The 12,490-nt window shown below is 69.3% G+C and carries 10 protein-coding genes; 7 read left to right on the forward strand and 3 right to left on the reverse strand.

All coding sequences use genetic code 11. The features are described from left to right. Positions 1 to 79 precede the first annotated feature (79 nt). From ACZLKG_RS01825 to ACZLKG_RS01845, 5 genes are all read left to right on the forward strand, one after another. Positions 80 to 1,309: a flavin-dependent oxidoreductase gene (locus ACZLKG_RS01825; RefSeq protein WP_463647726.1), complete on the forward strand. Its 1,230-nt coding sequence runs from the start codon at positions 80 to 82 to the stop codon at positions 1,307 to 1,309. A gap of 123 nt (positions 1,310 to 1,432) precedes the next feature. Beyond that, on the forward strand, positions 1,433 to 2,224 hold the full coding sequence (locus ACZLKG_RS01830; RefSeq protein ID WP_463647727.1) for an SDR family NAD(P)-dependent oxidoreductase: 792 nt from the start codon (positions 1,433 to 1,435) through the stop codon (positions 2,222 to 2,224). 23 nt (positions 2,225 to 2,247) lie between these two features. After that, positions 2,248 to 3,636, forward strand: a complete 1,389-nt coding sequence (locus tag ACZLKG_RS01835; RefSeq protein ID WP_463647728.1) for an aldehyde dehydrogenase family protein — start codon at positions 2,248 to 2,250, stop codon at positions 3,634 to 3,636. 38 nt (positions 3,637 to 3,674) lie between these two features. Then, positions 3,675 to 4,664, forward strand: coding sequence for an ABC transporter substrate-binding protein (locus ACZLKG_RS01840; protein WP_425707499.1), 990 nt, complete (start codon positions 3,675 to 3,677; stop codon positions 4,662 to 4,664). A gap of 85 nt (positions 4,665 to 4,749) precedes the next feature. Continuing rightward, positions 4,750 to 5,523, forward strand: coding sequence for an IclR family transcriptional regulator (locus ACZLKG_RS01845; RefSeq protein ID WP_425707500.1), 774 nt, complete (start codon positions 4,750 to 4,752; stop codon positions 5,521 to 5,523). A gap of 90 nt (positions 5,524 to 5,613) precedes the next feature. On the opposite strand, the gene ACZLKG_RS01850 is transcribed toward ACZLKG_RS01845, so the two are convergent. Both ACZLKG_RS01850 and ACZLKG_RS01855 read right to left on the reverse strand, forming a co-directional pair. After that, positions 5,614 to 6,579, reverse strand: coding sequence for an alpha/beta hydrolase (locus ACZLKG_RS01850; protein WP_463647729.1), 966 nt, complete (start codon positions 6,577 to 6,579; stop codon positions 5,614 to 5,616). After that, positions 6,566 to 8,278, reverse strand: coding sequence for a flavin-containing monooxygenase (locus ACZLKG_RS01855; protein WP_425707502.1), 1,713 nt, complete (start codon positions 8,276 to 8,278; stop codon positions 6,566 to 6,568). Before ACZLKG_RS01855 ends, ACZLKG_RS01850 begins: the two co-directional genes overlap by 14 nt. A gap of 430 nt (positions 8,279 to 8,708) precedes the next feature. On the opposite strand from ACZLKG_RS01855, the gene ACZLKG_RS01860 reads away from it, so the two are divergent. Next, the gene (locus ACZLKG_RS01860) at positions 8,709 to 9,425 is read left to right on the forward strand and encodes an IclR family transcriptional regulator (protein WP_425707503.1); all 717 of its coding nucleotides are present in this window, start codon (positions 8,709 to 8,711) and stop codon (positions 9,423 to 9,425) included. A gap of 267 nt (positions 9,426 to 9,692) precedes the next feature. Further along, positions 9,693 to 10,649 carry an ABC transporter substrate-binding protein gene (locus ACZLKG_RS01865; RefSeq protein WP_425707504.1) on the forward strand — a complete coding sequence of 319 codons (957 nt, stop codon included), beginning with the start codon at positions 9,693 to 9,695 and terminating at the stop codon, positions 10,647 to 10,649. A 78-nt stretch (positions 10,650 to 10,727) separates the two neighbouring features. Here ACZLKG_RS01865 and ACZLKG_RS01870 read toward each other — a convergent pair whose 3' ends face one another. Further along, positions 10,728 to 12,434: an alpha/beta-hydrolase family protein gene (locus ACZLKG_RS01870; protein WP_463647730.1), complete on the reverse strand. Its 1,707-nt coding sequence runs from the start codon at positions 12,432 to 12,434 to the stop codon at positions 10,728 to 10,730. Between the last annotated feature and the right edge of the window lie 56 nt (positions 12,435 to 12,490).

A 12,490-nucleotide genomic window follows, 5' to 3' on the forward strand; every position in this document is an offset into this window, starting at 1 on the left:
CATCCCCGCAAGGACCGGCCACGGTCGACGCGGGCCGAGCAACCGGTGCCGCGAGGAACAGCCCAGGGGAGATCCACGCATGAAGGTCGTCATCGCAGGGGCCGGCATCGGCGGCCTGACCCTCGCCCTCTCGCTGCACGAGGCAGGCATCGACTGCGAGATCCACGAGACCGCCCCCGAGATCACCCCGATCGGCGCCGGCATCAACCTGCTCCCGCACGCGATCAAGGTGCTCGACGGCCTCGGCGTGCTGCCCGCGCTCGAGCGCGTGGCGGTCGAGACCCGTGAGGCCGCCTTCTTCAACCGGCACGGGCAGTTCGTCCACAGCGAGCCGTCCGGGCGGTTCGCCGGCTACGCCCATCCCCAGCTGTCCATCCACCGGGCCGACCTCCAGCTCACTCTGCTCTCCGCGGTGCGCGACCGCCTCGGGGAGGGGGCCGTGCACCTCGCCAGCCGCGCGACCGGGTTCACCGACGGTGACGGCTCGGCGGTCCTGCACACGATCGACGCCGCCGGACGCGAGGTCGACGTGGCGGGAGACGTCGTCGTGGGGGCGGACGGCGTGCACTCCGCGGTGCGCGCCCAGCTCTACCCGGACGAGGGTGCGCCGAGGTACTCGGGCGTGACGATGTGGCGCGGCGTCGTCGAGTGGGACGGGTTCCTCACGGGCGCGTCGATGACGCGGGTCGGATGGCTGACGAGCGGAAAGATGGTCATCTACCCCGTGCGACCCGCCACGGACGACGGGCGCCAGCTCGTCAACTGGGTGGCCGAGGTCGAGCGCCCCCGCCCCCAGCGCCGCGAGTGGAACCGGCCCGGCCGGCTGGAGGACTTCATCGACGTCTTCGAGGACTGGAGCTTCGACTGGCTCGACGTCGCCGGCATGATCCGCGCGACCGGGACCGTCCTCGAGTACCCGATGGTCGACCAGGACCCGCTGCCGCGCTGGTCGTTCGGACGAGTCACCCTGCTCGGCGACGCCGCACACCCCATGATCCCGCGCGGGTCCAACGGTGCCGGCCAGGCGATCCTCGACGGGCCGGTACTCGCCCGGTACCTGGTCGCGGGCCCTGATCCCGCCGCGGCGCTGACCGCCTACGACGACGAGCGCCGCCCGGCCACCTCCCAGGTGGTGCTCACCAACCGGACCAACCCGCCGGACACGATCCTGCGCGAGGTCTACGAGCGCACCGGGGACCAGCCGTTCGACCGCATCGAGGACGTCATCTCGGCCGAGGAGATGACCGCGATCAGCGACCGGTACAAGAAGGTCGCGGCGTACGACCGCGACCGGCTCGCCTCGTCGTAGGGAGCTCGTGGACGAAGCCCCTGCGTGCTGTGCCGCACGAACATGTATGCGATCGCTGTGGACCGGAGATGCGGCGGCACCTCACCGGAACTGACGTACGAGAGATCGATGGATGGAGCAGCAATGGACGCTGTGCAGGAGCGGTACGGGCCCATGGAGCACCAGGAGGTACCACGACGGGTGGTGGTCACAGGAGGTGGGAGGGGGATCGGAGCCGCGCTGGTCAGTGCGCTCGCGGAGTCCGGCGACCGAGTGGTAATCGCCGATCTGATCGACGACGGCGCGCAGCTCGCCGACGAGCTCACCACCGCGGGTCGAGACGTCTCGTTCATCCGGACCGACATCGGCGACGAGTCGTCGGTGGCGGCGCTCGCGGACCACTGCCGCAGCGCCCTGGGGGCGGTCGACGTGCTCGTCAACAACGCCGGCATCTACCAGTCGCTCGGGGCCAAGGTCCCGTTCGAGGAGATCTCGCCCGACGCGTTCCGGCGCGTGCTCGACGTCAACGTCACCGGGACCTGGCTTGTCACGCGCGCGATGCTTCCCCTCCTCGAGAACGGTAGCGATGCGCGGATCATCTGCACCGCGTCGTCGACGGTCCACATGGGTGTTCCGTACTTCGCGCACTATGTCGCGTCCAAGGGGGCCGTGATCGCGCTCGTCCGGGCGCTCGCGCCGGAACTGGGCAAGAAGGGCATCACGATCAACGCCGTCGCCCCCGGTCTCGTCGACACCGAGGCCACGCGGATCCTCAACGGCAAGGAGTACCTCCCGACGGCCGCCCAGCGCCGCGCGATCCCTCGCACGATGGTGGCCGACGACCTTGTCGGTGCCGTGCGTTTCCTCGGTGGACGCGACTCGGGATTCATCACCGGACAGACCCTCGTCGTCGACGGCGGCGTGGTCTTCCTATGAGCATGAGCGACGGAAGGACAGGCATGCACGACACGATCCTCGACAAGGCGACGGGCGCCACCCTCGGCGAGGTCACCCTCGACGACGCGGCATCAGCCGACCGGACGATCGCCACGGCGGACGCGGCGTTCCGGAGCGGACCGTGGCGCTACGACGCCAACCTCCGGCAGGTCGCGCTCGCCGGCTGGGCCGACGAGCTGGAGCGCCACGGCGACGAGCTGGCCGCGATCATCCGCGGCGAGACGGGCAAGGTCCGCCGCGAGTGCGATCGCGAGGTGGCGATGGCGATCGACGCCCTGCGCTTCAACTCGGGTGCTGCGCGTTCCGTCGCGGGCACGGCCCACGAGCTGCCGGACGGGAGTGCCGGTCACCTGGTCCGCGTGCCGGTCGGTCCCGCCGCGTTCGTCACTCCCTGGAACTGGCCACTCTTCCTCCTCCTGCGGGACATGGCTCCTGCCCTCGCGGCAGGAGTGACGGCCGTGATCAAGCCTGCCCCGCTCACTCCGCTGGCGACGGCCCGCGCGATCGAGCTGGCCGGCGGTCACGTGCCCGCGGGCGTCCTCAACATGGTCCGCGGTGGCGCCGACATCGGACAGCTGCTCAGCAGTGACGAACGCCTGAAGGTTGTCGCCTTCACCGGCTCCACGCAGGTCGGACGCGACGTGGCTCGTACGGTCTCCGGCCGCCTCGGCCGTCCGTTCCTCGAGCTCGGCGGCAAGGGCGTGAGCGTCCTCCACGACGATGCCGACCTCGACGCCGCGATCGACACGATCATGACGTTCGGGTTCATCACCGCCGGCCAGATGTGCATGGCGAACTCCCGCGTCCTCGCGCATCGCTCCGTGGCCGACGAGGTCCGCGACCGACTCGTGGACCGCGTGTCCCGACTGGTTGTCGGACATCCGGACGACCCCGCGGTCGACACAGGGGCGATCGTCTCCACCACCCAGGCGGAGAAGATTCGGGGTTACCTCGAGATCGCGAGGAACGACGGCACGCTCCTGGTCGGTGGCGAGCAGCCTGGCGGGCTCGACCTTCCAGGCGAGTTCATCACCCCGGCACTTGTGGCGGGCGACCAGATCGATACGCGCCTGCTCAAGGAGGAGATCTTCGGCCCCGTCGTCACGCTCGAGACCTTCGACTCCGACGCGGACGCGGTCCGGATGGCCAACGACACGGACTACGGCCTCGCGGCCGCGGTGTGGACGAACGACCTCCGGCGCGCGTGGCAGTCCGCGCGGGCCCTCGACTTCGGGACCGTCTGGCTCAACCGGTACAACCGCACGTTCTCGGAGGTCCCGTCCGGAGGGATGAAGGCCTCCGGAGTGGGCCGGACGCGTGGGTTCGACGGGATCCACGAGTTCATGGAGCTCAAGCACATCAACTTTGACGTCGGGCACCTCGCGGTGTGAGACGGCTGCCTCCCCCCTACGAAGAAAGGACGACAGGAATGCGGAAAAGATTCACGGTCGCATGCGCAGGAGCCCTCCTGGTGCTCACAGGCTGTAGCGGCAGCGACGATGGCGATACAAGTGCCGAGGGAGATGACTCCGGCAGTGGCTCAGGTCTGACCGAGGTGACCATCGGCGTCATGCCGATCCTCGACGTGGCCCCTCTCTACCTCGGTGTGGAGCAGGGCATCTACGAGGAGCACGGCATCGACCTCAGCTTCGAGAGCGCGCAGGGCGGCGCCGCGATCGTGCCGGCGGTCGTCTCCGGCGAGTACGACTTCGGCTTCTCGAACACCACCTCGCTCATGCTCGCGCAGACCACCGGGCTCGAGCTCGAGGTCGTGAGCCCGGGCGCCTCCTCGACCGGGAACCCGGAGGACGACTTCGGCGCCATCCTCGTCCCGGAGGACAGCGATCTCGAGTCGGTCGAGGACCTCGAGGGCCACAGCGTGGCGATCAACACGCTGAGCAACATCAACGACACGCTCATCCGTGACGCGGTCGACCGTGCCGGAGGGGACTCGTCCGCGGTGGAGTTCGTCGAGATCGGCCACGCTGACATGGTGGCCGCGCTGGAGAGCGGTCAGGTCGACGCCATCTGGGAGGTGGAACCCTTCCTCACGATCGGCCGCGACACCGGATTCCGTGACTTGTACAGCCTCTACGCGGAGGCGACGCCAGACCTGACTGTCGCCGTCTACTTCACCACGGCAGCGTTCGCCGAGGAGGACCCGGACACGGTCGACGCGTTCATCGAGGCGACCGCCGAGGCGCTTGACTACGCAACGGAGAACCCCGATGAAGCCCGGGGCGTGCTCACCGACTACACGGAGATCGATCCCGAGATCATCCCCGAGCTCACACTTCCGGCCTTCCCGACCGAAGTGAACCTCGAGTCCGTCGAGTTCGTCGCCGACGCCGGCGCGCACTACGGGGTGTTCGCCCGCGACGAGGTCGACCTCGAGGCACTGTTCCCGCGGGCCCAGTGACGTCGGGTCCGGCCGGGCCGCCTCGCGTCGCCCGGCCGGAGCCGCCGTCCGTGGGAAGGGGCGATACGTGGCGGATGATGCTCCGATGAGCGACCAGGCGGACGAGCGGCGGACCTCGGTCGACAACGCACTCAAGCTGCTCGATGAGCTCGTCCGCCGCGGGGAGATCCGGGTGCACGAGGCAGCCACCTTTCTCGGTGTCGCCCGATCAACCGCCCACCGTCTGCTGGCGGCGCTGGTCCGTCATGGTTTCGTGCGGCAGCGCACCGCAGGAGGCCCGTACGTGCCGATGGTCATCCTCGACCGGCCGGTGGTCCCGAAGGTCACGCACGAGCGCATGATCGCAGCGGCGGCCCCGGTTGTCCGCGCCCTCCGGGACGAGACGGAGGAGACTTCGCACCTCGCGCTGCTCCAGGGGAACAGCGTGCGTTTCGTCGTGGGGTACCAGGGGAGTCGCGACGACAGCACGCCGCTCCGCACCGGAATGGTTCTGCCGGCCCATGCGACAGCAGTCGGCAAGGTGATGCTGGCAGCGCTGCCTGCCGAATCGCTGCGGCACCTCTACCCACGTGGCGTCCAGGTACTCACGGACGCGACACTGCGGACGGAGGAGGAGATCGGGACCCACCTGCGTGACGTCGCCCGACGCGGCCACGCGACGAATATCGCGGAATCCGCGGAGGGGCTCACTGCCGTAGCCGTGATCGTTCGGGACGCCGAGGCAGCGCCGGCCGCGGCGATCGCCGTGGCCGGACCGGCGGAGCGGATGCCGGCTGTCCGGCTGCCGTACATCGTCAGCCGTATGCACCGAGCGGCGCTCGACATTCAGGCCGAGCTGCTCGGTCCGGCTCGTCCGTAGCGCGTCTTTGCCGCCGACAACTCATGATCTCTTGACCCAAGGGCCACCACGACACGGGACTTGACCTCCGATCGCCCGGCTCGGCAGCGCCTACTGCCGGGCGGGCGATGCTGATTCGAGGAATACTCGCGTGGTGGTTGTGATCTGGTCGAGCACCTTCGCCGCCGCCTCGACCACGGCATGCATCGACAAGAAGGCGTGCCCCAGCGTCGGCGCCGTGATGACCCGTGTCTCGTCGTCGTGGGCACGCAGCAGTTCGGCGAGCTCGGACGCCTCGTCCCGTAGAGGATCATGGCCGGCGATCACCACGCAGGTGCGTGGTAGGTGGCGCAGGTCCCCGCGGAGCGGCGAGACCCGGGGGTCCGCACGGTCAGCATCGGCCGGTAGGTAGCGCTCGACGTACCAGGCGAGATCAGGCGTCGAGAGCAGCAGCAGGGGGTCGTCGTGCCGCGCATGCGAGGGACGCCGTCGCCCGAGGTCGACGAGCGGGGTGACGAGCACCGCGCCGGCGAAGGAGCTCCGCTCGGTCGCGCCCATCGACTGCAGCGCGCCGAGCACAAGGTTCGCACCCGCGCTCTCGCCCATGACGACGACGGGGCAATCCGACCGTTGGATCTGATCGATCAACAGCTCTGTGGTGGCCGTGAGCGCAGCAGGGAAGGGCGACTCGGGGGCGAGTGGGTACTCGACGGACAGCACGTCGCACGATGAGTCGAGCGCGAGACGGCGGCACGTCGGGTCCGCGTGGGCGATTGACCCGAGGACCCAGCCTCCGCCGTGCAGGTAGATGACGGTGCCGAGGGAACGACCGGTCAATGTGTATCGGCGGAGCGGCAGGCCGCAGCTCTCGAGCGCGAGCACCGAGTCCTCGACGAGCAGGCGGGGATCCTCCGGCGCGTCCGGCGGCAGAGGCATCTGCGCCCGCGCCTGGTCCGTCGTCAGAACGGCGACCGAGCGCCGGCCCGCTGCGCGCGAGACACGTAGCGCTTTGTCCAGCAGAGGGTCGAGCGGCAACTCGGGGATGTCGGTCCCCGAGCCGTGATCAGTCGAACTCATAGTGCTCCGCATCGACCACGCGCGTCGCACGCCAGTAGTCGAGCGTGCGGTAGGGCCAGTTCTGGGTGACTCGTCCTCGTGCGTTCTTGTACCAGCTGGACACCTCGGATGCCCCCCATGCCATGAGCGCGTTCGCCCGGTCGAGCTCCTCGTTGTGTCGGAGGTACGGGCCCTCTCTTACTTCGACCGTGCGGTGATCCCCCTCGAGCAGGGCACGGGCCGCCTCCAGCACGACGTTCACCGCGAGCTCCGAGAACAGGAGGATCGAGCCGTTGACCACGAGGTTCGTGTTCGGGCCGTAGAGGCAGAAGAGGTTTGGAAAGCCCGGCACAGTGATGCCGTGAAAGGCGCGGGCGTCGCCGTCCCAGTACGCGTGCAGGTCGCGGCCGTCACGTCCGGTGACGGTGAGCGAACCGAGAAACTCGGACGCCTTGAACCCGGTGCCGTAGACAAGTACGTCGACCTCGTGCAGCACACCGTCGGACGTGCGTACGCCGTCGGGTTCAAGCCGTTCGATCGGGGCTGTGACCAGCTCGACGTGCGACTTCGAGAGCGTCTCGGCCCAGGCGCCGTCGTCCCGCAGCATGCGCTTGGCCCCGGGCGGGTACGACGGAGTCACGGCAGGCAGCAGGTCGGGCCGTGCACCGAACTGGTTTTCCAGGTAGCCCGTAAGCACCTCGCGGAGCTCGTTGTTCTTCGCGGAGACCGAATCGGTGCCCGTCCAGGTCGGGTCGACCTCGACGTACGGGCGGCGTCCTTCGACCGTCGTCCAGAACTGGAACAGCCGATACCACCGGTAGTAGTGCGGAACGTGACGCAGCAACCAGGTCATGCCCGGTGCGATGCGCTGACGGTAGTCGGGTGCCGGCAACAACCAGGGCGGTGTGCGCTGGAAGACAATGACGGCGGGGCTGCTCGACGCGAGCTCGGGGATCGCCTGGAACGCGCTGGCACCGGTGCCGATCACGCCGACGCGACGGCGACCGACATCGACGTCGTGCCGCCAGCGGGCCGTGTGCCAGCGCGGGCCCGAGAAGTTGTCCGACCCGGGGATGTCGGGGATGTTCGGCTGGTTGAGCTGGCCGGTGGCACTGACGACCAGGTCGGTCGTGAGCGTGCTCGTCCGGCCCGCCGAGTCGACCAGGCGGGCCGTCCATTTCTTGGTCGAGTCGTCGAAGTCAAGGGAGCTAACGGTCGTGTCGAACGTGATGAGCTCGCGAAGCCCACGACGATCCGCCACGTTTCGGAAGTACGAGTAGATAGCGGGCTGCGTCGAGTACTGCGTGGGCCAGAGCTGGGTCTGTGCGAACGTAAAGCTGTACCCGAAGTTGGTGGTGTCCAGCCGGCAACCGGGGTAGGTGTTCTCGTGCCAGCTCCCACCGACGTCCGAGTTCTTCTCGACGACGGTGACGTCGACTCCGGCCTGGTGCAACCTGTGGGCGCAGGAGAGTCCGGAGAGTCCGGCTCCGATCACGAGGGCGGAGAGGCGGCGCTCGCCGAAGTCGGACACCGTCCACGTCGGTGCGCCGGCGTCACCGGGATACGCGAACTCGTGGGCCAGCAGATCCGTGTAGTCGTCGTCAGCCGGGCCCGTGAGAAAGTCGAAGAGGTGCTGCGCCGTACCGGCATCGCGCATGTCGAGCGCGGAGCACGGGCCGTCGCGAAGCTGCCGCAGCGCGTCGAGCGCCAGACCGCGCAACGTGCGCTGCTCCGAGTCCGAGAGGCCCCCCTGCGCAGGCGGTATCGCCCCGGCCGTGTCTCCGGAGGGCCGAAGGTGGGGCGAGACGAGGTCGAGGCGACCGGTTGCCTGGGCCAGCGCTGCCATTAGTGGGAGCAGCTCCGCGTCGCGGACGGCGTCGCGGAGTTCGTCGTCGCTGGCCGCGATCGGTTCGACCGGCCGATCAATACGGACATCGTCGGCCGCCTCCGCCGCTGGGGCTGCCTGGTCCGTTCCCGCCAGTGGGTGCATCGTGTCCTCATCTTCGAGCTGATGTGCGCATAATGCACGAACTGCGCGCACTGTGCCCATAGTAGGGTCGGCGACCGTGGCGACGTCAAGAACTTCAGCGGCACGTGCGGTGGGTGGCTCGGTCGACGGACTGGTCGACCGGCGGTCCACCGTTCAGGCCGTGGACCGCGCGATGCTGGTTCTGGACGTGCTCTCGGCTAGCAGCGGTCCGCTCCCCGTCAAGGATGTGGCGGCGCGAGCCGACCTTGATCGCACGACCACGCACCGCCTCCTCAAGTCGCTTGCGGGACGTGATCTTGCCGAGCAGGGTGAGAACGGATGGCGCCTGGGTGTGGGGACGTTCCGGCTCGGTCGCATCTACCTCGACTCCCTGCCGTTTACGACCGTCGCTCCGGCCTATGCACTTGACCTGTTCCGCTCGCAGGTGCAGCACCGGCCGTGGTCGGTCGTGGTCTCGTTGCTCCTCGACGACGCCGCAGCCATCGTCGATCGATACTGGAGCGACACGGCGCCGCTGTCGACCGTTCTTGAGATCGGCGCGCTCCTGCCGCTGGATCGAAGCGCGACCGGGCTGGCGCTCCTGGCGACGATGTCGGACGACGAGGTTCGACGGCGGGTCGGCGCCCCGCGTGCGACCGAGCTCGAGGAGCTCATCGACGAGGCGCGTGCCGATGGCGGTCTCGCGTGTGTCCCTCATCTGCTTCACAACGACGTGCATGCCGTGGCGTGTGCGGTGCGTGGCCCGAGCGGGGCTCCGGTCGGTGCGATCAACGTCAATGGTGTGGACATCGAGGACCAGCTCCGACCGGACTCCGAGCTTGCTCGCGGCGTCAAGCGGGCCGCAGACAGGATCAGCGTGGTTCTTAGTTCGCGCTGACGCCCTTTCGAGGGGTGGGTCCGGCGGTGCGTGGACTGCCGAGTTTGGGGCGCATGAGCGCCGGTTGAGCCGATAGTGCCCGTGTCGCCTCGGTTCGTGATGGGTCGCCCGAACGATGCCGCCGATCCTTGACCGGGTGGTCGCGATGGTGTTTGACTCAAGCCGCGCGCGAAGTGCACACATAGTGCACTATGCGCACAATGCGTCGTTGAGACGACACAAGCGGACGAGGAGGACGCGATGATGCGTCGTGGAGCAGGTGGATGGTTGGTCGTTGCCATGGGGGCGTCGCTCACGTTGGCAGCATGCGGAAGTGAGGATGGGGAGGGGGCCGAGGCGTCGACCGAGGAGGGGTTGGTACCTGTGGCGATCGCTGAGACGCCCGGGATGCCTACCCATATCGTCGAGTTCGGCATCGAGCAGGGTTTCTTCGAGGATGCGGGCCTCGACGCCACGGTGACCAGCATTGCCGGCGGCTCACAGCAGGTGACCGCAGCGATGGCGGGTGAGGTCCAGTTCACCGGCGGAGACGTCGTCTCTATCAATACGTTTCTCGCGCAGGACATGCCCCTCGTCGTCGTCGGCCCTGGAACCGCGGCCAGCGAGGAACCCGAGGACGACTTCTCCGTCGTGGTCGTGCGGGACGACTCTCCGATCCAGGAGCCAGAAGATCTCGAAGGAGCTTCGCTCGCCACGAACGAGCTCGACAACATCACTGCACTCGGTGTGGTGGGGGCGCTCGACAACCTGAGGCTCGACACGGAGGCGCTGGAGTTCGTCGAGATCCCGTTCCCCGAGATGGTCGCCGGCGTGGAAAACGGGCACGTGGACGCCGCGACCCTGATCGAGCCGTTCGCGACGATCGCCATCTCCCAGGGCTACCGACCCGTACTGCATCCGTTCGCGAGCTGGGAGCCTGAGACGCAGATCGGCATCTCCCTGACGACCCAGGAGTATGCGAGCGAGAATCCAGAGGTCGTGGAGGCATTCCAGGCGGCGCGACTGGCGACAGCCCAGTACGTCACGGAGAATCCTGACGAGTTCCGATCGGCGCTCCTCGAGCTGGGCGAGTTCGACGAGCAGGTCGTCCAGGACATGAATCTGCCGCTCTACCGAGAGGAGCTCGACCGCGAATCGATCGAGCGAGCAGCGGCGCTCATGGTCGACCACGGCATCCTGGACGAGGTGCCGGACTACGAGGGACACATCGACGACGGGGCCTGACGGTTCCCGCGACCTATCGGGAGTGGTCCTTTCCCAAGGACTCGCAGCATCGTTCCTGCGTTCCCGCTCCCGCTCCCGCTACCGCCCCGGGACGAGACCCGCGCGGATGATCGCCTGCAGGTCGGTGTAGTCGACGTCGAGCTCGCCGCCGAGGACGGCCGCCCAGCTCGGCAGCAGCTCGGAGTGGTAGCTGTGGGCGGTCCCGCCCCGCAGCGTCACCGAGCTCGGCATGTCGACGGCCATCTGCCAGAACGTCACCCACGGGTACCAGTTGACGGCCTTCGACACCTGACGCCCGGCCTTCTCCCGGACCCACCGCGGGGCCCGCCACAGCAGGTCCGGGGACCAGAAGACGACCGGGTCGTTGGAGTGCTGCTGGAAGACGAACCGCGGCGACTCCCACGGGACGTACGGCTCGCCGAACGCGCCGTGCATGAGCTCGGACGGCCGGGACACGAACCGCACGTGCCGGCCGTGGTCGACGATCGGCAGGACCTCCGGCGAGCCGCGCCGCGAGGAGGCGACGAGCTCGCGCCACATCCGGGTGAACCGCGGCGTGCCGATCCACACGCCGCCGTCGGTGCGCTCGAGCATGTCCGCGGCCGAGGAGAACGCGGCGAGACCGCCGTCCGTGCCGAGCGACTCGCCCCCGACGTAGAGCTTCGGCTGCTTCTCGGGCGGAAGGGACCGCACCGCCCGCTCGACGGCCTCGAACAGGGCGATCCCGGCCCGCTGGGCGGTGTGACGGTCGCTGACCCACGCCAGCCCGCTCGGGAGGTAGGAGTACTGCATCGAGACGATGGCGCAGTCCCCGCCGGTGAGGTACTCGATCGACGAGCCGTTCCACTCCTGCACCCACCCGGAGCCGGTCCCGGTGAGCACGACGACGACGGATCGCTCGAGCCCGCCTGCCCGCACCAGCTCGCGGCACGCGGCCTCGGCGGTCTCCTCGATCTCGCGGTCCTCGAGGAACCCGGCGTACGCGCGGATCGGCTCGAGCGCGGGCGTGCCGGTGACCCGTTCGATGTCGGCGCGCCGCGGACCGTCGCTGACGAACACCTGCCCGTGGCGGCCGAGCGTGTCGAACGACTCCAGGGAGGCGGGCGAGCCCGAGCGCGCGGGCTCGGCCGGCTGCGACCGCCCCGGCGCACGGCGCGCGTTCTGGTCCTTCGCCTGCACGGCGAGGCGGCGCAGCGCCCGCCGGACGAGGAGGCGGTCCGAGGCGTAGACCACGGCGGTGGCCGCGATCCCGGTCGATAGCACGGGCACGAGCACCTTCGGGGCCACCCGGCGCACCACCGGCGAGATGGCGCGCGCGCCCGCAGTCGTCGCGCGCGCGGCAAGGAGCACGGCGCCGAACCCCGCGGTGCCGGCGACGAGCCCACCCGCGTGCCCGGCCGCCGTGACGGGCTCGGTGCCCGCGAGCTCGGCGATCTCGTTCTGGCGGCGCAGGGAGCGCAGGAACGCGGTCGCCGTCCCGACACCGAGGGCCGACTGCCACACGGCCTTCACCCGACGCTCGGTGCGCGGCGACATGTCCGAGCGGAGCTTCGCCAGCCGCCCCACCCCGCGGACCCCCGCGACCGTGCCCTCGCCCACGAGGTACCCGTAGGCCTGCGAGAGACCGACGTTGACCGCGGTCATCCACCACTGGCGCGGCAGGAGCGAGGGGCCCAGGGCGACCCAGGTGGCGATCTGCGCCCCGGAGGCCCCGGCGTTGTCGAGGGCCCTGAGGACCGGGCGGGTACGGCGCAGGGCGCCCCGAGCAATGGATCGCCTGGCCATGCGTCCCATCCTGACAAACCGGTGCGACGGCGTCGTCCGCCGTCCGGTGGAGATCG

This window comes from Georgenia sp. Z2081 (assembly GCF_055326445.1).